The sequence below is a fragment of the Streptomyces sp. NPDC002754 genome, assembly GCF_053592315.1.
The window spans coordinates 123,071-139,577 of record NZ_JBSFVM010000013.1 but is presented as its reverse complement, the minus strand read 5'-3'; the positions used below and the strand labels follow the sequence as shown (position 1 = coordinate 139,577).

Below are 16,507 nucleotides of genomic sequence, written 5' to 3'. Positions count from 1 at the left end.
ACCCAGCTCTGTCGGTCGGCTGTTTCACGTGAAACAGCCGACCGTGAAACGCCGACCGCGCGACTCCTCCGTCACAGCTGCAGCTTGAATCCCATGTGCGAGCCCACAAAGCCCAGTCGCTCATAGAAGCGATGGGCATCGGTACGCGTGGCATCGGAGGTCAGCTGTACCAACTGGCAGCCCTGGCGCCGGGACTCGTCGACGGCCCACTCGATGAGCTGCGTGCCGAGGCCGCTGCCACGCTCGTCCGCGTGGATGCGGACGGCCTCGATGATCGAGCGGGTGGAGCCCTTCCGGGAGAGCCCGGGGATGATGCTGAGTTGCAGTGTGCCGACGACGTGGCCCCCGCGCGCGGCGACGACGAGGTGCTGGTTCGCGTCGGCCGTCAGGCGTGCGTGCGCGGTGAGATACGGCGTCAGGTCCTCCGGGGACTCCCGCTGGGCGCCCAGCGGGTCGTCCGCCAGCATGGCGACAATCTCCGGAATGTCCTCGGCCGCGGCGGGCCTGATCTCAAGATCTCCCATGGACCGCAGCCTATGCGGGGCCTTCCGCCGACTGTGTTCGGCCCCGGTCAGGCGACGGCGTGCAGCCCCTCGACCGCTTTGACCAGAGGAACGAGGTCCGGGTTCTCGGCCGCGGCGTCGAGGGCTTCCCGCAGCGCCGTGGAGTTCGTGGGGCGGGCCTCTTCGAGGAGCTTGAACCCGGCTTCGGAGACGTTCGTGTAGATGCCCCGACGGTCGGTCGGGCACAGATAGCGGGCGAGCAGGCCGCGTTCCTCGAGCCGCGTGACGAGGCGCGTGGTCGCGCTCTGGCTCAGGACGACGGCGTCGGCCACCTGCTTCATCTGGAGGTGGCCGCCCTCCCCGTCGTGCTGACGGCCGAGGACGTCAAGCAGCGAATACTCGCGCACGCTCAGCCCGTGTCGGGCCTGCAGTGCGCGCTCGATGTGGGACTCGATTTGCCCGTGCAACAGCGAAAGCGCGCACCAGCCCTGAGAAAGGGCGGTCAGTGCGGGGTCTGTGGCGGTCATGGTTCGTGATTCCTCCGTCCCGGAGCGGCTCAGCCCAGGGTAGTCGATGACCGGGGTAGCCCGCGTTTGCAATTAACCAGCGTCTGCAATTATTGTGAGGTCTCGTAAAGCGCACCCGCAACAGTCTGGAAGGGGTCCCTCCATGCCTCTCGCGCTTCTCGCCCTCGCGATCGGGGCCTTCGGTATCGGAACCACGGAATTCGTGATCATGGGATTGCTCCCAGAGGTCGCGGGTGACTTCGGCGTCTCCATCCCCACGGCCGGCTTTCTGGTGACCGGCTACGCGCTCGGCGTGATGTTCGGCGCCCCGCTGATGACCGCCCTGGGCACGCGCATCCCGCGCAAGCGGATGCTGATGCTGCTGCTCGGCTTCTTCATCGTCGGCAACCTGCTCTCCGCCGTCGCGCCCGTCTTCGCCGTCATGCTGATCGGCCGCGTGGTCGCCTCGCTCGCCCACGGTGCGTTCTTCGGCATCGGCTCGGTCGTCGCGGCCGAGCTGGTGGCACCGGAGAAGAAGGCCGGAGCGATCGCCATGATGTTTACGGGCCTGACCGTCGCGAACGTCGTCGGTGTCCCGCTCGGCACGTACATCGGCCAGTCGGTCGGCTGGCGCGTGACGTTCACGGTCGTCGCCGGACTCGGTGTCATCGGCCTCGTCGGCATCGCCAAGCTCGTGCCCGACCTGCCCAAGCCGGAAGGTGTGCGGCTGCGTCACGAGCTGGCCGCGTTCAAGAACGTGCAGGTCGTGCTCGCCATGGCGATGACCGTGCTCGGCTTCGGCGGGGTCTTCGCGGCCATCACCTACATCGCGCCGATGATGACGCACGTCGCGGGCTTCGCGGACGGCTCCGTCACCTGGCTCATGGTCCTCTTCGGCCTCGGCATGGTCGCCGGCAACCTCGTCGGCGGAAAGTTTGCCGACCGCGCCCTGATGCCCATGCTGTACGTGTCGCTTGGCGCGCTCGCCCTCGTGCTCGCTCTGTTCACGGTCACCGCGCACAACCAGGTGCTGTCCGCGATCTCCATCGTGTTGATCGGCGCGTTCGGCTTCGCGACCGTGCCACCGCTGCAGAAGCGCGTCCTCGACCAGGCGTCCGGCGCCCCGACCCTCGCCTCGGCCGTCAACATCGGCGCCTTCAACCTCGGCAACGCCCTCTCCGCCTGGCTCGGCGGCATGGTGATCGCCGCGGGCCTCGGCTATACCTCCCCGAACTGGGTCGGTGCCGTGCTCGCCGCGGCAGCCCTCGTCCTGGCCGTGCTGTCCGCGGCCCTCGAGCGCCGCACGTCCGCCCCGAGCCTGATCGTCGCGGCCACCGAGCAGCCGCGTACCGAGCCGGCCCGCCACTGATCCACGCCCCGGGAGGCGGGGCCCGATGTCGCCCTCGCCCCACAGCCCCCTCAGCACCATCCCGCAAGGAGCATCACCTCATGAGCACCACCGCCGTCACCCCACTCAGCACGCAGGACGCCGAGACCCTGGTCGCCGCCGCTCACCTCGCGGCCGAGGCGGCCGGAGTCACCGTCAGCGTCACCGTCCTCGACGCGGGCGGGCACCTCCTGGCCTTCCGCCGCGACGACCGCGCCGTCCTCATCTCCGGCGAGACCAGCACGCGCAAGGCGTACACCGCGCTCCAGCTGAACGCCCCCACCGCCGACCTCGTCGACCTGGTCAAGCCCGAGGGCCCCTTCCACACCCTGCCCACCGCGCTGGACCGGCCGTTGCTGTTCATCGCCGGCGGCCTGCCGGTCCACCGCGACGGACGGCTCATTGGTGCCATCGGTGTCGGTGGCGGCGCCCCCGAGCAGGACCACGGCTTCGCCACCGCGGCCGTGGAGGCCCTCGCGTAACAGCTGGACGTGCGTGCCGCATCCGCCCCGAGTCACCGCAACACAGCGGTACTTGGGGCGGACGCTTGCTCAGCCCGCGGCCACGGTCAGCGGTGCGAAGCGGCGGGTCCAGTCGCCTGGCAGACCTGAAGACCCGTAGCTCATCACCGCGTTGAGGCTGACGGCATCGAGGCCACTTTCCTTGAGCCACGCCAGCAGCTCTTCGTGGCGCACGTCGATGTCGGTGCGCAGCGGCCGGTCCGTGCCCGCCGCGAGCGAGGCCACGAGGGCCTGTGCCGTCGCGGTGTCGCGGGCGATGAGCGGGCCGATGACGTGGGTGTCCTCGTTGGGCCAGGCGGCCGCGAAGCCGATGAGCCCGCCACTGGGCCCCTCGTCCACCGCCACCCGCAACTGGTCCGCGAAGGCCGGAAGTCGCGTGATGACCTGCGTACGGTCCGGGCCGAAGACCTCAGCGTCCAGGCGGAGGATGGCGGGGAGGTCCTCTGCTGTGGCCGCGCGGGTGGAGACAACAGGCAGGGACCCGCCCGCGGCGAAGCGGCCGCGCACCATTTCGGCCCGCCCTGTGACCTTGAAGCCCAACTCCTCGTAGAGCGGCCGCCCGTACGGCGTCGCGTGGAGTGTGAGCGGGGTCGTGCCCGCCCGCTCGACGACGTGGCGCATCAGGCGCCTGCCGATGCCCTGCCGTGCATGCTGCTCGGCGACCAGAACCATGCCGATCGCTCCGAGTTCGGGCCGCTCGCGGGGTCCGTACTCGGTCACTACGCACGCGCTGACGAGACCGCCGTCGGGGTCGTCGATGCCGTAGCCGGTACCGGCGGAGAGCAGTAGCCGCCACTTGTGTTCCTCACGGGGCCAGCCCCGGTTCTCGGACAGGTCGGCGCAAGCGAGGACATCGCGCGGGGTGAGGCGGCGGATGGGCTGGCTGGAGGGGGAAGGTGTCGACACGCAGGTCAGGCTGTCCGACTTCGCCCCGCGGCGTCCACCGCTTTGTGAAGAGTGACCCGGCGCTTTCGGCCGCGCCGGGAGTTTCACGTGAAACATGGCGCCGGGGGCGGCTCTCGCCCGCGCTCGACGGCGCGGGACGCGCGAATTGGCGCGCCGAGGCCGGTAATTGAGGAATTTACGAAGTGGCCGGAGTTCGCTTAATCCGCAGTTATGCCGGTAGGGGGTTGTCGACTTCGAGGCGGCCGGTATCGTCGGGTCCGGATCGCGCCGGGTGGCCGAAGAAGGCCGAGGGGAAGCCCGTGGTGCGCGCAGGCCCACGCAGCCTAACGGGACGGAGAGATCGAAGACCTGCACTTTCCGCTTTGCGTTCTGGGCAATGACACCGGATGGCAGGCTGCGGTGAGAGGACTGCGGACAATGTCACACTCTCACCTTACTTGTCAGTAGCCGTCCGGAATGCAGTGTTCAATGTGGACTGCATTGTCGTCGAGGCACGCGGGGGAAAGCCCATCGTTTCCGGGTGCGGAACAGCTCGGGAGTACGTTGACCGACCGAAATATGTTCGAGGCGAGGCACAGCATGGACGCTCCGACCACTACGCCGTCGGCCGATTCCGGTTCGGACGGTGGGGGCTGGTTCACGCCGCGCACGGCCCCGGCCCCGCAGCCGCCCACCACCGGTTCCGGCCAGGAGGCGACGCAGGAGGAGCACCGAATACCGGAGCCGCGCCAGGCACCGGCCGTGCAGCAGCCGCAGCCGACACAGCAGACGCAAGCGCCCGCCCCGCCGCGCGCCGCAGAGGCACCCGGCCCCACGGCCGCCTCTGCACGCACCGCTCCCCATGCCTCCCCCGACGCGATCCTCATCCGCCGCACCATGGAGGAGATCGGCCCCGTCGCGGACAGAGTCACGTCGTACTTCTACGCGCTGCTCTTCGTGCGGCACCCCGAACTGCGCCCGCTCTTCCCTGCGGCGATGGACACCCAGCGCGACCGGCTCCTCAAGGCGCTGCTGACCGCCGCCGAGCACATCGACAACAAGGACGTCCTCGTGGCGTACCTGAAGAATCTGGGCCGCGGGCACCGAAAGTACGGCACGCAGGCCGACCACTACCCGGCCGTCGGCGAGTGCCTGATCGCCGCGCTCACCCAGTACGCCACCACAACGTGGAACGCGGAGACCGAGGCCGCCTGGGTCCGCACGTACACGACGATCTCCCAGGTCATGATCGACGCGGCGGCCGAGGACGAGCTGAGGGCACCGGCCTGGTGGCTGGCCGAGGTCGTGTCGCACGACCTGCGCACTCCCGATGTCGCGGTGGTGACCGTACGGCCCGATCAGCCCTACCCGTTCCTGGCCGGTCAGTACACGACGCTGGAGACACCCTGGTGGCCGCGGATCTGGCGGCACTACTCGTTCGCGTCAGCGCCCCGCTCGGACGGGCTGCTCTCGTTCCACGTGAAGGCGGTCCCGGCGGGCTGGGTCTCCAATGCCCTCGTGCACCGGGCCCGCCCCGGCGACGTGCTGCGCCTCGGCCCGCCCGCCGGCTCCATGACCGTCGACCACACCACGGACAGCGGGCTGCTCTGCCTGGGTGGTGGCACCGGCATCGCGCCCATCAAGGCGCTCGTCGAGGACGTGGCCGAACACGGGCACCAGCGCTCGGTCGAGGTGTTCTACGGCGCCCGCACCAATCACGACCTGTACGACATCGACACGATGCTGCGCCTCTCGCAGAGCCACGCATGGCTCTCGGTGCGCCCCATCGTCGACCAGCAGGCCCACCTCCAGCTGCCGGACGCGGTACGGGAGTACGGCCCCTGGAACGAGTACGACGCGTATCTCTCCGGGCCGCCCGGCATGATCCGCAGCAGCATCGACACCTTGCGGCGCATCGGTATCCCCGGCAGCCGCATCCGGCACGATTCGGTCGAGGACCTGGTCGCGGCGGTGGACTGAGACCGCGACATGCCTCCTACAGCGAGGTGTCAGCCCAGATCGGGTGCGTGCATCGCACGGACCCCCTCGATGTTGCCGTCCAGGTAGTGACGCAGCGAGAGCGGCACCAGATGGACCGAGGCGATGCCGACGCGGGTGAACGGCACCCGCACGATCTCGTAGTCGCCGCACGGGTCCTCGATCTCGGGCCCGTGCCGCTCGTCGGTGTCCATCGACTCCAGTCGGCAGACGAAGAAGTGCTGGACCTTCACGCCGGTCGCGCCGCCGTCCTCGCCGATGTGCTCGACGGTGTCCACGAAGCAGGGCACCACGTCGATGATCTTGGCGCCGAGTTCCTCGTGCACCTCGCGATGGAGGGCGTCCACGACGGTCGTGTCCTCCGGCTCGACCCCGCCACCGGGAGTTACCCAGTACGGATCGACGCCGGGCTTGGTCCGCTTGATCAGGATCAGGTCGTCGCCATCCAGCAGGACGGCGCGTGCGGTGCGCTTGACCACGGGTCGGACGGTCATGGGAGAAATGTGGCCCGGCTGGTTCCACGTGAAACATCCCGCATCGCTCGGCGCCCGCTCACGACCAGTCGACGGCAGCGCGCAGCAGCCACTCATGCGCCCGCGCGATGTGTGGCATGGCGAGTGTGCCGGTGCGCACCACCAGGAAATACGTACGCAGTGGCGGTACGGGCGGGTCGAGCAGGGCGACGATCTGCCCACGCTCCAAGTTCTCCTCGCACAGATAGCGCGGCAGGACCGCGAGTCCGGCACCCGCGATCACACAGGCGAGTACGGCGCGCAGATCGGGCACGACGACCGTGGCGGACACGGCGGGCCGGGAGTCGAAGACGGCGGCCCAGTAGCGGCTGACCAGGGGCAACGACTCGTGCACCTCGACCACTGGGAACTTCTCCAGGGACGGCGCCGCGTCGCGGTGCAGCATGCCGGGGCCGATCCGGGCGGCCAAACGGGGGGCGGCGGCCAGCACGTGCTCCTCGTCGCAGAGCGGAGTCGCCGTGAGCAGGGCGCCGCGTGGATGGGCCGTCGCGATGGCCAGATCGTGATGCCCCGCAGCCAGCCCTTCCAGGGTTTCCTCGGCCGTACCGAAGCTCGCCCGCAACGCGATGCTCTGCCCGTTGTCTCGGGGCAGGGCTGTCAGCGCGGGCAGGGCGCGCTCCGCGGTGAACTCCGGGGGCCCGGCCAGGTGCAGGGTGCGCCCGGCGGACTCCTCGTCGAGCCCGGCTTCGGCTATCTCCACGAGGGCGTCGAGATGCGGAGCCGCCTTGTGGGCCAGCTCGTCGCCGATCGTCGTGGCCGTCACGCCGCGCGCCTGGCGCAGGAAGAGCGGGCGCCCCAGCTGCCGCTCCAGCGTGCGGATCTGGGAGGTGACCGCCGGTTGGGACAGCCCGAGCAGAGCGGCGGCACGGGTGAACGAACCGGCGCGGTGCACCGTCACAAAGGTGCGCAGTAAGGCGAGATCCATCGCGGCACGTCTCCCTCCCCAACCCCCCGGCCGCGCCCAACTATAAATAAGTCGATAGGTCTCTGTCGCTACAGTGATTGGACACTGACACAGAGTCAACTAGCCTTGTGCGCGCGGTTCTTCGCGCGCAAGAACCGGGACGGTCCGAGCCACGAGGGGGGAGGCTCGGACCGTCCGTTGTACGTAGCGCGGTACTAGGGCCCTTCTGACGGATCTTGCTGGGGTCGCGGGCCCTGGTGCGCACATCTGCTGCGTTGTCGTCGGTTGCCAACGCTCCGCGTTGTCGCCCTCCTCCGCCTTGCAGCTGCACGCACCAGCCCCCGCTCGCGGAGCCGAATGGAGAGGCCTCCCGCATCCAGCCTGGTCCGTCAGAAGGACCCTAGGGCCCGTTCCGGCCGCGTGGTGAACTCACCCGTCGTGGGCCTCGTCCAGCGCCCGCAGCACGTCCGCCACCAGGTCCTCGGTGTTCTCGGCGCCCGCTGAGAAGCGGATGAAGCCCTCGGTGACGGCATCCCCGCCCCAGCGCCCGCGCCGCTCGGCAGTGGACCGTACGCCGCCGAAGCTCGTCGCGTCGTCCACCAGGGTCAGGGCTTCCAGGAACCGCTCGGCCCGGACGCGCGAGGGCAGCTCGAAGGCGACCACACAGCCGAAGCGCCGCATCTGACCTGCGGCGACGCGGTGGGACGGATCGTCGGGCAGACCGGGATGGCGCACCCTGGAGACGTCCGCGCGTGCCAGTAGGGCGTGCGCCACGGCCAGTGCGTTGGCGCTCTGCCGCTCGGCGCGCAGCTCGAGCGTGGCGAGGGACCGGTGCGCGAGCCAGGCCTCCATCGGCCCCGGAATCGCCCCGACGATCTTGCGCCAGCGTTTCACCGAGGCGACCAACTCGGCGTCGGCGCACGCGACGTAGCCGAGCAGGACATCGCCGTGACCCGTGAGCTGCTTGGTGCCGCTGGCCACCGCGAAGTCCGCGCCGAGCTCCAACGGGCGCTGCCCGAGCGGCGTCGCGAGCGTGTTGTCCACCGCGACGAGCGCCCCGTGCGCGTGGGCGGCGTCGGCGAGGCGCCGGATGTCGCAGACGTCGAGGCCGGGGTTGGACGGCGTCTCCAGCCACAGCAGGCGCGCCCCGTCGAGCACGTCGAGCTGCGCGTCACCGCCGGTCGGTGCGGTCCGCACCTCGATTCCGTACGCCGTGAGTTGCTCGCGGACGAGCGGGAAGACCTGGTAGCCGTCGGCCGGCAGGACCACCGCGTCACCGGCGCGGAGCTGCGAGAAGAGGACCGCGGAGATCGCCGCCATGCCGGAGGCGAAGGCCAGCGTCTCCACACCGGAGCGCCCCGGAGCCTCCAACTCGTTGATGGCGCGCTCGAGATGCGTCCACGTCGGGTTCTCGTCGCGGCCGTACGCATAGGGCCCCGACACATCGCCGGGCAAGTGGAAGTGTGCGGCGAACACCGGCCCCGGCAGGGTCGGTTCGTTCTTGACCGGTTCGGGCAGACCCGCCCGGACCGCCCGCGTGCCGTCTCCCGGCTCCAGTGCTGAGCGCTCCGTCATGCGACCCGTCCCTCCACTGCTTCGCGTACGGATACGAGAAGGCCGTCGGAGGCCGCCTCGACCAGCTTCAGGCACTCCTCGAAGCCTCCCAGATCGCCGTAGTACGGATCGGGGACTTCCAGGTCCGAGGCGGCGGCCCCGGCATCGTAGGAACGCAGCAGCCGCACCTTCTCGGCGTCCTCGGGTGTCGACGCCAGGCGGCGCAGTGTCCGCAGATGGCCGTGGTCGAGTGCGACGACCAGGTCGAGGCGGGCGAACCAGTCGCGGTGGAACCGGCGGGCCGTGTGCTCGGAGCCGTAGCCGTTCTCGGTGAGGACGCGGACGGTGCGCGGGTCGGCGCCGTCGCCCTCGTGCCAGCCGTCGGTGCCCGCGCTGTCGACCTCGACGAGGCCGTCGAGCCCCGCCTCCTCGACGCGGGCGCGGAAGACGTGCTCGGCCATGGGCGAGCGGCAGATGTTGCCGGTGCAGACGAAACAGACGCGGTAGGTCATCCTCTGACGCTCTCAGTCCTTGCCGTCGGGCAGTACGACGTTCAGCGCCCAGGAGACGATCGACACGATCAGGCCGCCGAGGATCGCGGTCCAGAGGCCGTCGACGTGGAAGCTCAGGTCCACCTGGTCGGCCAGCCACGACGTCAGCAGCAGCATCAGGGCGTTCACGATCAGCGTGATCAGGCCGAGCGTGAGGATGAACAGCGGGAAGGTCAGGAGCTTTACGATCGGCTTCACGATCACATTGACCAGGCCGAAGATGAGGGCGACGAGGACCAGCGTGCCGATCTTCTTGCCGGTGCTGTCGCCGGTGAGGGTGATCTTGTCGAGCACCCAGACCGCGACGGCCAGGGCTCCCGCGTTGGCGAGCGTCTTGACTAGGAAATTCATCATGTGTCTGATCGTGGCAGACGTGACTGGTGACAGGGGTGGAGAGGGCGATGAAGTCGTTCCGGTTGGATGAGCTCGAGGCGGAGAGGGCCGCCAACGACGGGGCGTATCTGCAGTTCCTGCGGGAGCGCAATATGTCGGTCGGGCTGTACGCACTCGACGCGGGCACGCAGGACCCGCAGCAGCCGCACAACCAGGACGAGGTCTACCTGGTGGTCAGCGGGCACGGTTCGATCACCGTCGGCATGGAGACCACTCAGGTCGCCCGGGGCAGCGTGGTGTACGTGCCGGCCGGTGTCGCGCACAAGTTCCACCACATCAGCGAGGACCTGCGCGTCCTCGTCGTCTTCTCGCCTCCGGAGGGCTGAGGGGGTCGGCCTCACGGGCGGGCCGCACCTCGGGGTTCCCTAAGGGTCGGGTCAGGGGAGGACAAGGGATCGGACAGGCCCGCGCGGGCCTGCGACGTGCCAACATCGAAGCAGAAGCTCGAGGCAGCAGAAGCTCGAAGCAGCAGTAATCGAAGCAGCAGTATCGAAGAGACAACGAAGGAGCGATGGCAGTGCGAGAGATATTCGCGGACATGCCGTGGTGGGTGAAGTGGGTCGCGGTGCCGGTCATCGCCATCGTCGTGTTCGGCGGTCTGATCGCGAGCGTCGTCGGCTTTGTGATCGGCCTGCTGTTCAAGGTGCTCGTGTTCGCCGCTCTGGTGGGTGGACTCATCTACGTAGTGCGGAAGTTCCTGGTCGGTTCGTCGTCGCGGAGCCGCGACTGGTGAGGCCGCACTGAGGCCGCACGCACTTGTGTGCGGGTCCCGGTCGTTGCGTCGCGCGACCTTTCGCACGACCGGGGGAAGTTTCCTTGCGCGGCGGGCGCCAATCGGTGGCCAAGGGTTAGAGTCCGGAATTCGATGGCTTTAGCCCCCTGCGAGCCTCGAACACGCGGGGGTTCCCCACGCGCATCGGGAGTGAACCTTGGCCACGGTCGATACCGCACCCGCCGCCGCCCCGCAGACACTCATCGGCTCCGTACAGCGGGCCATGCGACTGCTCGAGGCGGTCGCTTCCCATGACGACGGGGCGCCGGCCAAGCAACTCGCGCGGGAAGCCGGCCTCGCCCTTCCCACCGCGTACCACCTGCTGCGCACGCTGGCCCATGAGGGATATCTCCGCCGGGAGAACGGCGTCTTCGTATTCGGTGCCGCCGCCGAGCGTTTGAGCAGCAGCGGAGCACAGCAGAATCGTCGCGGCATGATCACCGACGCGCTCCGGCACTGGCGCGACACCATCGGCGTCCCGGTCTATTTCGCGGTCTACCGGGACGGCGAGATCGAGCTCGTCGCCGTCGCCGACTCCTCGTCCAATCCGGCCGTCGAGGAGTGGGCCGACTTCCGGGAGACCGGCCATGCCCACGCCATCGGCCAGTGTCTGCTCTCCCAGCTCGACGAGGGGGCCCGCAAGGACCATCTCGACCGCTACCCCGTGCAGCCCATCACTCCGTATTCGGTCCGGGACGACCGTGCGTTGCTACGGAAGTTGAACCGGGTGGGCCGCATGGAACCGCTCGTCGAGCGTCAGGAGTACGCGCTGGGTGCGGCCTGCGCCGCGTTTCCGCTGACGATCGGGTCGGCCGCGGCAACTTTGGCCATTTCTCTCCCTTCCCATCAGGCGGAGCAACTGCTGCCCACAGCACGGCAGTTGCAGCACGAGATCGGCAAGCTTGTAGGAACACTCGCCTTCTCTATCAGCATTTGAAAACTCACTCCTTGTGATCCCGTGTGTACGTTGAGCAAGATGCCAGCAGTGGCAGGGAGGTAGTTTCCTGGCCAATCGACGGCAAGTTGACGGGGTAGGCGATGCGCGAGTCGGTACAAGCAGTCCAAGCAGAGGTCATGATGAGCTTCCTCGTCTCCGAGGAGCTCTCGTTCCGCATTCCGGTGGAGCTCCGGTACGAGTCCACCGATCCCTACGCCGTGCGGCTGACCTTCCATCTCCCCGGAGACGCGCCCGTGACCTGGGCGTTCGGCCGGGAACTCCTCGTCGACGGGGTCAACGGGGCCAGCGGCGAAGGGGATGTACAGGTCACACCGGTGGAGCTGGTGGGTGGCGCCGTCGGCGAGATGCCGGGAGAGGTGCACATCAGACTCCAGGTCGGTGCGGATCAGGCCCTGTTCCGGGCCGGGGTCGCACCGCTCATCGCGTTCCTCGACCGGACGGACAAGCTCGTCCCGCTGGGCCACGAGGAGTCGGGCGTGGACTTCGAGTCCGACCTCGACGAGGCTCTCGACCGGATCCTCGCCGAGGAGCAGAGTGCGGGCTGACTCCCCAGCGGCTCGCACGACACCGGATCAGAGGTAACGCTTCAGCAGCGCGGTGCACCCGAGCAGTTCCGCGCCTTTCAGCGTTTACGCCGCCGGCCTCGGCCACCGCGTCCAGGAGCGGGAGCGTCCTTCGCGGGCTCCCGTGTCTCCGGGCGGTCGGCGGAGACCACGAGCGCGGCCAGTGCGGTGGTCACCGGCACCGAGGCGACGAGGCCGATCGAGCCGACCAGCGTACGCACGATCTCCTCGGCCACCAGCTCACTGTTGGCCACGTCGGCGACGCTGCTCTGCGCGATGGAGAAGAGCAGCAGCAGCGGCAGCGCCGCCCCCGCGTAAGCCAGGACGAGCGTGTTGACGACGGACGCGATGTGGTCGCGGCCGATGCGGATCGCCGCCCGGTACAGGGCGCGTCGGCCCAGCGTCGGGTTCGCCTCGTGCAGCTCCCACACGGCAGAGGTCTGTGTGACCGTCACATCGTCGAGCACGCCGAGCGAACCGATGATGACGCCGGCGAGCAGTAGACCGCTCATGTCGATGTCCGGGTACAGGCCGTGGATCAGCCCCGTGTTGTCGTCGGTATTGCCCGTCAGGGCCGCCCAGCCGATGAACAGCGAACCCAACAGGCCGATCAGCAGCAGAGAGACGAGGGTGCCGAGCACGGCGACGGAGGTTCTGGCCGTCAGGCCGTGACACATGTAGAGCGCGATCAGCATGATCGCGCTGGCTCCGACCACCGCGACGACCAGGGGGTTCGACCCCTGCAGAATCGCGGGGAGGATGAAGAGCGTCAGCACCAGAAAACTGACCGCGAGCGCGACGAGGGCCATGACGCCGCGCATCCGGCCCACCACGACCACGGCCAGGGCGAAGATTCCGGCCAGCAGGACCATCGGAACCTTGCGGTTCACATCGGTGACCGAGTACTGCAGGTCCTTGGGCGCGTCCGGCGCGTAGGCGGCGATCACCTTCTGGCCCTCGTGCAACTGCCGCGGTGAATCCGGCTGTACGACCTCGGTGAACGTGCGGCCCTTGTCCTTGCCGCCGTCGATCCGGATCGTCGCGTTTTCACAGGTGCCACCAGGATTCTGCTTGCCTGTGGTGCCCTGCTGCGCTGTGGCGTCCCCGGTCGGGCTCTGCCCCTGGGCGTGCACGGACGAGCAGTCGACCTGTGCGACCCGGGTGACCGTGGCCTGCTGCGTCTGCCGGTCGAAGCCGACACCGCTGCGCTCGTGCGGCGGTGCGCCGCCCGGCCAGAGCACCGCGAGACCCACCACGACCGCGACCGAGAACGGGATCAGGACGGCCGCGATCACTTTGCGCAGGTGCCGCGAGACAGGCGCCGCTGGACCGTGGCTGTGGGAGTGCCCATGCGGCGGGTGGGACGGCGGAGCTGGGGGCTGCTGGCTGGTGGTCACCGCCAGATCATCGCAAGAACGGAGGGGGCCCTCTGTTCAACGCGGCGTACGCCACGTTAGCGTGGAGGCGCTTTTGCCATCGCGGGAGCTCGGAGCACCGGGCTGAGAGGGCGCTGACCTTCGTCCCAGCGCGTTTCACGTGAAACAGCGTGGAGTTGCGCGACCAGGGGACGGATATCGCTGCGTCGACCGCTGAACCTGTTACCGGGTAATGCCGGCGTAGGGAGTAGGTCTCATGACCACAACGGACGCGCACACGCCTGCCTCCAGCTCGACCGCGGAGGCCGGCCAGTCCATCGGCTGGCACAAGGGGTACATCAGGGGCTCGCGCCCCGACCTCCAGGTGCCGGTCCGTCAAGTGCACCTCACCAATGGGCAGTCGGTGACGTTGTACGACACCTCAGGTCCGTACACCGACCCGACCGTCGACACCGATGTCCGCCGCGGTCTCGCGCCGCTGCGGGAGAACTGGATCATCGCCCGCGGCGACACCGAGGAGTACGCGGGTCGCCCCGCCCGTCCCGAGGACGACGGCATCAAGCACACGTCGCCGCGCGGCGGGGGGCTGAAGAATCTCGACGCCGTCTTCCCCGGCCGCCCGCGCCAGCCGCGCCGCGGCCGGGACGGACGGGCCGTGACCCAGCTCGCGTACGCACGCCGGGGGGAGATCACCCCGGAGATGGAGTACGTGGCCATCCGGGAGAACGTCGCGCCGGAGGTCGTGCGTGAGGAGATCGCGGCGGGCCGGGCCGTGCTGCCCGCGAACGTCAACCACCCGGAGATCGAGCCGATGATCATCGGCAAGCGTTTCCTGGTGAAGGTCAACGCCAATATCGGCAACTCGGCCGTGACGAGCTCCATCGAGGAGGAGGTGGACAAGATGACCTGGGCGAGCAAGTGGGGCGCCGACACGGTCATGGACCTCTCCACCGGCCGCAACATCCACACCACGCGTGAATGGGTGCTGCGCAACTCCCCCGTCCCGATCGGCACCGTGCCGCTCTACCAGGCGCTCGAAAAGGTCGACGGCAGGGCCGAGGAACTGACCTGGGAGATCTACAAGGACACGGTCATCGAGCAGGCCGAGCAGGGCGTGGACTACATGACGGTCCACGCGGGCGTCCGCCTCCCGTTCGTCCCGATGACCGCCGACCGCAAGACCGGCATCGTCTCCCGCGGTGGCTCGATCATGGCCGCGTGGTGCCTCGCGCACCACAGGGAGAGCTTCCTCTACGAGCACTTCGAGGAGCTCTGCGAGATCCTCGCGGCGTACGACGTCACGTACTCGCTCGGCGACGGCCTGCGTCCCGGCTGCATCGCGGACGCCAACGACGAGGCGCAGTTCGCGGAGCTGCGGACGCTCGGTGAGCTGAACTCCATCGCCAAGCGCCACCATGTGCAGACGATGATCGAGGGCCCGGGTCACGTCCCGATGCACAAGATCAAGGAGAACATCGACCTCCAGCAGGAGATCTGCGAGGAGGCGCCGTTCTACACGCTCGGCCCGCTGACCACCGATGTCGCCCCGGCGTACGACCACATCACGTCCGGGATCGGCGCCGCGATGATCGCCTGGTGGGGCACGGCGATGCTCTGCTACGTCACACCGAAGGAGCACCTGGGCCTGCCCAACCGGGACGACGTGAAGACCGGCGTCATCACGTACAAGATCGCGGCGCATGCGGCGGACCTCGCCAAGGGCCACCCGGACGCGCAGGCCTGGGACGACGCGCTCTCCGACGCACGGTTCGAGTTCCGGTGGGAGGACCAGTTCAACCTGGCCCTCGACCCGGACACGGCGCGGGAGTTCCACGACGAGACGCTGCCGGCGGAGCCCGCGAAGACGGCGCACTTCTGCTCGATGTGCGGGCCGAAGTTCTGCTCGATGAAGATCTCGCAGGACATCCGGCGCGAGCACGGCAGCACGTCCTCGGAGATCGAGGAGGGCATGGAGCAGAAGTCGAAGGAGTTCGCGCAGGCCGGCAACCGCGTGTATCTGCCGATCGCCGACTGACCGCGTGAAGCCGTGACGGCATGACCGCGTGACGGTGGGGCCCCTCGTGCGCGAGGGGCCCAGTGTCCGTCGCGGCCAGGCGGCCACCGGAGGGTCAGTCCGGCTGGTGGTCCGGGCCGCCGAAGTCCGGGCTGGAGAAGTCCGGGCTCGAATAGCCGGCGCGCTGGCCCGTGGCCGTGCCGCCGCCGTCGGGGCTGCTGAACCCCGGCCTGTTGTAGCCGAGTTGCGGCATGCGCCCGCCGGAGCCGCCGCGGCCCCCGAGGTGCGAGCCGCCGCCCGCCGAGGGATCCGCCAGGGCGTCCCGCAGGAACGGCAGGATGCCCCGGTCCAGGAGCGCGACGCGCCAGGCCTCCCTGGCCTGCTTCACTTCCTCGCTCGCCTCGCCGTGCGCGCTCGCCTGGAGCGACGTCGAGCCATTGCGCAGCGCCGCGATCAGCAGGCAGACGGCCGCGACGAGGATGCTCGCCGCGGTGATCGCGCCGAAGACCCAGCCGAAGGTGCGCAGGGTCCTGGCGAAGCCCGGAACCGGGTTGAGCATGCTCAGGACGTAGCCGACGATCAGGAAGATCAGGGCCGCGGTCCCGGCCAGGACCGGGACGAGCACGACGGCGACCGCGGCGACGCCCGGACCCGTGCTCTCCCCGCTGGAGTTGCCTCCTTCGCGTAGCGGACGCAGGAGCCGCGGCGTGGAGCGCAGTTCCTCGCGGACCTTGACGTAGCGCTGGTACTCGTCGGCGGCCGCCGTGTTGATCAGGGCGGCGGCGCCGAGCGCCATGGTGCGCAGCTGTTCGGGGTTGAGCCGCCGGCCCACTGCGGCGAGTTCAGGCCGATTCGGTGCGGTACGCAGCGCGTCATCGAGGAGCCGCTCGAACTCTGGACGGTCCTCGTTCAGCAAATGCGGAGCGCTGTTCATGTGCATCCCCCGATGCTCCGTAGGGCTTGGTGGCCCGCATGGGTGCGAGCCGTCGGGCAGAAACGGAGGGGAGCCTGCTACGGATAAGCCGATGGTAGAGCTGTCACGGCACGCGGTGACAGGGGGTTTCCGGAAATTGGCCGGGCGGCCGGTCG

General features: G+C 69.1%; 18 protein-coding genes. 8 read left to right on the top strand and 10 right to left on the bottom strand.

Going from position 1 to position 16,507, the window contains the following annotated elements:
• Positions 1-71 precede the first annotated feature (71 nt).
• Both ACWD2L_RS25040 and ACWD2L_RS25035 read right to left on the bottom strand, forming a co-directional pair.
• Complete coding sequence (locus ACWD2L_RS25040) at positions 72-524, bottom strand: GNAT family N-acetyltransferase (protein ID WP_351332194.1); 453 nt, start codon at positions 522-524, stop codon at positions 72-74.
• Between the two features lie 47 nt (positions 525-571).
• Entirely contained in the window at positions 572-1,030 is a 459-nt protein-coding gene (locus ACWD2L_RS25035; RefSeq protein WP_351332191.1) for a MarR family winged helix-turn-helix transcriptional regulator, read from the bottom strand.
• A 142-nt stretch (positions 1,031-1,172) separates the two neighbouring features.
• Here ACWD2L_RS25035 and ACWD2L_RS25030 point away from each other — a divergent pair, with 142 nt between their 5' ends.
• Positions 1,173-2,378: an MFS transporter gene (locus tag ACWD2L_RS25030; RefSeq protein ID WP_351332188.1), complete on the top strand. Its 1,206-nt coding sequence runs from the start codon at positions 1,173-1,175 to the stop codon at positions 2,376-2,378.
• A gap of 80 nt (positions 2,379-2,458) precedes the next feature.
• A complete protein-coding gene (locus ACWD2L_RS25025; protein ID WP_351332185.1) occupies positions 2,459-2,878 on the top strand; it encodes a GlcG/HbpS family heme-binding protein in 420 nt (139 codons plus the stop codon).
• Positions 2,879-2,947: 69 nt separating this feature from the next.
• Here ACWD2L_RS25025 and ACWD2L_RS25020 read toward each other — a convergent pair whose 3' ends face one another.
• Entirely contained in the window at positions 2,948-3,823 is an 876-nt protein-coding gene (locus ACWD2L_RS25020; protein ID WP_351332182.1) for a GNAT family N-acetyltransferase, read from the bottom strand.
• 558 nt (positions 3,824-4,381) lie between these two features.
• On the opposite strand from ACWD2L_RS25020, the gene ACWD2L_RS25015 reads away from it, so the two are divergent.
• Entirely contained in the window at positions 4,382-5,782 is a 1,401-nt protein-coding gene (locus ACWD2L_RS25015) for a globin domain-containing protein (RefSeq protein WP_451191463.1), read from the top strand.
• Between the two features lie 29 nt (positions 5,783-5,811).
• On the opposite strand, the gene ACWD2L_RS25010 is transcribed toward ACWD2L_RS25015, so the two are convergent.
• The 5 genes from ACWD2L_RS25010 to ACWD2L_RS24990 all read right to left on the bottom strand — a co-directional run bounded on the left by ACWD2L_RS25010 (position 5,812) and on the right by ACWD2L_RS24990 (position 9,696).
• Complete coding sequence (locus tag ACWD2L_RS25010) at positions 5,812-6,294, bottom strand: NUDIX hydrolase (RefSeq protein WP_351332177.1); 483 nt, start codon at positions 6,292-6,294, stop codon at positions 5,812-5,814.
• Positions 6,295-6,352: 58 nt separating this feature from the next.
• A complete protein-coding gene (locus tag ACWD2L_RS25005) occupies positions 6,353-7,258 on the bottom strand; it encodes a LysR family transcriptional regulator (RefSeq protein ID WP_351332174.1) in 906 nt (301 codons plus the stop codon).
• Between the two features lie 408 nt (positions 7,259-7,666).
• Positions 7,667-8,812 (bottom strand): cystathionine gamma-lyase, encoded by a 1,146-nt coding sequence (locus ACWD2L_RS25000; protein ID WP_351332171.1) that lies wholly within the window; start codon positions 8,810-8,812, stop codon positions 7,667-7,669.
• Positions 8,809-9,303 carry a low molecular weight protein-tyrosine-phosphatase gene (locus tag ACWD2L_RS24995; RefSeq protein WP_351332168.1) on the bottom strand — a complete coding sequence of 165 codons (495 nt, stop codon included), beginning with the start codon at positions 9,301-9,303 and terminating at the stop codon, positions 8,809-8,811. Before ACWD2L_RS24995 ends, ACWD2L_RS25000 begins: the two co-directional genes overlap by 4 nt.
• Before the next feature lie 12 nt (positions 9,304-9,315).
• Positions 9,316-9,696: a phage holin family protein gene (locus ACWD2L_RS24990; protein WP_351332165.1), complete on the bottom strand. Its 381-nt coding sequence runs from the start codon at positions 9,694-9,696 to the stop codon at positions 9,316-9,318.
• Positions 9,697-9,743: 47 nt separating this feature from the next.
• Here ACWD2L_RS24990 and ACWD2L_RS24985 point away from each other — a divergent pair, with 47 nt between their 5' ends.
• From ACWD2L_RS24985 to ACWD2L_RS24970, 4 genes are all read left to right on the top strand, one after another.
• Positions 9,744-10,061 carry a cupin domain-containing protein gene (locus tag ACWD2L_RS24985; protein ID WP_351332162.1) on the top strand — a complete coding sequence of 106 codons (318 nt, stop codon included), beginning with the start codon at positions 9,744-9,746 and terminating at the stop codon, positions 10,059-10,061.
• 191 nt (positions 10,062-10,252) lie between these two features.
• Positions 10,253-10,468: a DUF5326 family protein gene (locus ACWD2L_RS24980; RefSeq protein ID WP_351332288.1), complete on the top strand. Its 216-nt coding sequence runs from the start codon at positions 10,253-10,255 to the stop codon at positions 10,466-10,468.
• A gap of 196 nt (positions 10,469-10,664) precedes the next feature.
• On the top strand, positions 10,665-11,444 hold the full coding sequence (locus tag ACWD2L_RS24975; RefSeq protein ID WP_351332159.1) for an IclR family transcriptional regulator: 780 nt from the start codon (positions 10,665-10,667) through the stop codon (positions 11,442-11,444).
• 101 nt (positions 11,445-11,545) lie between these two features.
• The gene (locus tag ACWD2L_RS24970; RefSeq protein WP_351332156.1) at positions 11,546-12,010 is read left to right on the top strand and encodes an SsgA family sporulation/cell division regulator; all 465 of its coding nucleotides are present in this window, start codon (positions 11,546-11,548) and stop codon (positions 12,008-12,010) included.
• 77 nt (positions 12,011-12,087) lie between these two features.
• Here the strand turns inward: ACWD2L_RS24970 and ACWD2L_RS24965 are convergent, their stop codons facing one another.
• Positions 12,088-13,425: a YibE/F family protein gene (locus ACWD2L_RS24965; protein WP_351332153.1), complete on the bottom strand. Its 1,338-nt coding sequence runs from the start codon at positions 13,423-13,425 to the stop codon at positions 12,088-12,090.
• Between the two features lie 235 nt (positions 13,426-13,660).
• Between ACWD2L_RS24965 and thiC the strand changes: the two genes are divergently transcribed.
• Entirely contained in the window at positions 13,661-15,439 is a 1,779-nt protein-coding gene (gene thiC / locus ACWD2L_RS24960; RefSeq protein WP_351332150.1) for a phosphomethylpyrimidine synthase ThiC, read from the top strand.
• 94 nt (positions 15,440-15,533) lie between these two features.
• Here thiC and ACWD2L_RS24955 read toward each other — a convergent pair whose 3' ends face one another.
• A complete protein-coding gene (locus ACWD2L_RS24955; protein WP_351332148.1) occupies positions 15,534-16,358 on the bottom strand; it encodes a hypothetical protein in 825 nt (274 codons plus the stop codon).
• Positions 16,359-16,507 lie beyond the last annotated feature (149 nt).

Coding starts and splice junctions, on each gene's coding strand:
- ACWD2L_RS24955 (WP_351332148.1), bottom strand. CDS start 16,358: ATGCACATGAACAGCGCTCCGCATTTGCTGAACGAGGACCGTCCAGAG.
- ACWD2L_RS24985 (WP_351332162.1), top strand. CDS start 9,744: ATGAAGTCGTTCCGGTTGGATGAGCTCGAGGCGGAGAGGGCCGCCAAC.
- ACWD2L_RS24970 (WP_351332156.1), top strand. CDS start 11,546: ATGCGCGAGTCGGTACAAGCAGTCCAAGCAGAGGTCATGATGAGCTTC.
- ACWD2L_RS25015 (WP_451191463.1), top strand. CDS start 4,382: ATGTTCGAGGCGAGGCACAGCATGGACGCTCCGACCACTACGCCGTCG.
- ACWD2L_RS25025 (WP_351332185.1), top strand. CDS start 2,459: ATGAGCACCACCGCCGTCACCCCACTCAGCACGCAGGACGCCGAGACC.
- ACWD2L_RS25040 (WP_351332194.1), bottom strand. CDS start 524: ATGGGAGATCTTGAGATCAGGCCCGCCGCGGCCGAGGACATTCCGGAG.
- ACWD2L_RS25000 (WP_351332171.1), bottom strand. CDS start 8,812: ATGACGGAGCGCTCAGCACTGGAGCCGGGAGACGGCACGCGGGCGGTC.
- thiC (WP_351332150.1), top strand. CDS start 13,661: ATGACCACAACGGACGCGCACACGCCTGCCTCCAGCTCGACCGCGGAG.
- ACWD2L_RS24995 (WP_351332168.1), bottom strand. CDS start 9,303: ATGACCTACCGCGTCTGTTTCGTCTGCACCGGCAACATCTGCCGCTCG.
- ACWD2L_RS25035 (WP_351332191.1), bottom strand. CDS start 1,030: ATGACCGCCACAGACCCCGCACTGACCGCCCTTTCTCAGGGCTGGTGC.
- ACWD2L_RS25005 (WP_351332174.1), bottom strand. CDS start 7,258: ATGGATCTCGCCTTACTGCGCACCTTTGTGACGGTGCACCGCGCCGGT.
- ACWD2L_RS24990 (WP_351332165.1), bottom strand. CDS start 9,696: ATGATGAATTTCCTAGTCAAGACGCTCGCCAACGCGGGAGCCCTGGCC.
- ACWD2L_RS25030 (WP_351332188.1), top strand. CDS start 1,173: ATGCCTCTCGCGCTTCTCGCCCTCGCGATCGGGGCCTTCGGTATCGGA.
- ACWD2L_RS25010 (WP_351332177.1), bottom strand. CDS start 6,294: ATGACCGTCCGACCCGTGGTCAAGCGCACCGCACGCGCCGTCCTGCTG.